Below are 1,980 nucleotides of genomic sequence, written 5' to 3'. Positions count from 1 at the left end.
GTCACCCCGTCACCCGATTGCCGTACCCGGCATGCGTCCACCCCCTGCCCCGCCTTCACTGCGATCAGGAGGTGCGGGACCTCGCCCCGAGCGGGCGTGGCGGCGGGAGGTGCGATGGGCAGGCACGGCATACGAAGGCCGGTCGACGGGGCGGCCGTACCCGCAGCGGCGCAAAGGACGGCCGTACCCGTACCGGCACCCAGGGCCGCCGTACACAGAACCGTCCGCCCATGACGACCCCCGCCACCCCCGCCGACCGCGCCCTGCGCGGCAAGGCCGCCCGCAAGCTGGTCGCCCGCTCCGCGCACGCCGCCTGGATCCCCTCCGTGGACCGCCCCGACCCCGTCGCCGTACTGGAACGCCAGGGCCGCGACCGGCTGCCGGAGCTGCTGCCGATCAGATACGGCCGGATGGCGGCGTCCCCCTTCGCCTTCCTGCGCGGCGCCGCCGCCGTGATGGCCGCCGACCTCGCCGCGGCCCCGCACACCGGACTCACCGTCCAGCTGTGCGGCGACGCCCATCTGCTCAACTTCGGCCTGTACGCCTCCCCGGAACGCGCCCTGCTCTTCGACCTGAACGACTTCGACGAGACGTTCGGCGGACCGTTCGAGTGGGACGTCAAACGGCTCGCCACCTCGGTCGCGGTGGCCGCCCGCGAGATCGGCCACCCGGACGCCGAGGCCCGCCGCGCGACCCTCGCCGCCGTGACCGCGTACCGCACCTCCATGCGGCGCCTCGCGCGGCGCGGCGAGCTCGACGTCTGGTACGCGAGCATCGACGCCGACCAACTGCTGCCCCTGGTCCGCTCCGACCGCGACCGCCGTCGCGTCGAGGCCAGCCTCGGCCGTGCCCGCCGCCGCACCAGCCTGCGGGCCTTCGACCGGCTGACCGAGGTCGTCGACGGGCGCCGCCGCATCATCCACGACCCGCCGCTGCTCGAACCCGCGGGCATGTCCGACATGGCCTCGCTGCGCAAGATCTTCAGCGACTACCGCTCGACCCTCTCCGAGGAACGCCGTCTGCTCCTGGACCGCTACCGCTTCGTCGACGCCGCCCGCAAGGTCGTCGGCGTCGGCAGCGTCGGCCTGCGCTGCTTCATCGTGCTGCTCGCCGGCCGGGACACCGACGACCCGCTGTTCCTCCAGATCAAGGAGGCGCGGCCGTCCGTACTGGAGGAACACCTGCCGAGCGGACCGTACGTCCACCCCGGCCACCGCGTCGTCGCGGGGCAGCGGCTGTTGCAGGCGGCCGGTGACATCTTCCTCGGCTGGATGTCCGGGCCGCAGGGCCGCGCCTTCTACTGGCGTCAGCTGCGCGACATGAAGGGCTCCGCCGACGTGGCCGGGATGAGCCCGGACGACCTCCTCGCCTACGCCCGGCTGTGCGGCACCGCCCTCGCCCGTGCGCACGCCCGCTCCGGCGACCGTATCGCCATCGCCGGCTACCTCGGCGGTGCCGACACCTTCGACCGCGCGGTCACCGACTTCGCCCTGGCGTACGCCGACCAGACCGCCGCCGACCACACGACGCTGGGCGCGGCCGTCGGGGCCGGGGTGATCACCGCAGCGCCCGGCGTCTGACCACTACGGCCGCACACGGCACCGGGGTCGCGGGAAAAGGAGATGCACGCCCGGTGACCGGATCCCTACGCTGGACACGCGTAACGGAGCAGCTCACGCCGCTTCGCGCAGGGCAGGCGCCACCCTGCGGACTCGGGGCTAGTCTCTACGCACCGACGGACGGTCGCCCTCCCCAGCGCCCCCTCGGGACATCGTTCACCGTTCACCGCTCAAGATCCAGAATCGATCCACGCTCACGGAGGCCCGTGATGGGCACCATCGTCATGTCCGGGACCGTCGTCCTGGTGATCTTAGGATTCGACAACCACCTCTACTGGCTGGCCGCCGTCGCGGTGCTCTTCCTCTACCTGCAGTACGGCCGGAGTTCCTCCGCGTCGGGCGGCGGGGCCGGGGGAGGGGG

General features: G+C 73.1%; 1 protein-coding gene. It reads left to right on the top strand.

The window, feature by feature from the left end:
- Positions 1-230: 230 nt before the first annotated feature.
- The gene (locus L0P92_RS44100) at positions 231-1,580 is read left to right on the top strand and encodes a DUF2252 domain-containing protein (RefSeq protein ID WP_234768760.1); all 1,350 of its coding nucleotides are present in this window, start codon (positions 231-233) and stop codon (positions 1,578-1,580) included.
- Positions 1,581-1,980 lie beyond the last annotated feature (400 nt).

The organism is Streptomyces muensis, from assembly GCF_021474425.1.
GTDB classification, from domain to species: domain Bacteria; phylum Actinomycetota; class Actinomycetes; order Streptomycetales; family Streptomycetaceae; genus Streptomyces; species Streptomyces muensis.
The sequence above is the reverse complement of the archived record's forward strand: the minus strand, read 5'-3'. Positions and strand labels throughout refer to the sequence as shown.

Bases quoted from the DNA above. Each gene is read 5' to 3' on its own strand.
- L0P92_RS44100 (WP_234768760.1), top strand. From the start codon at position 231: ATGACGACCCCCGCCACCCCCGCCGACCGCGCCCTGCGCGGCAAGGCC.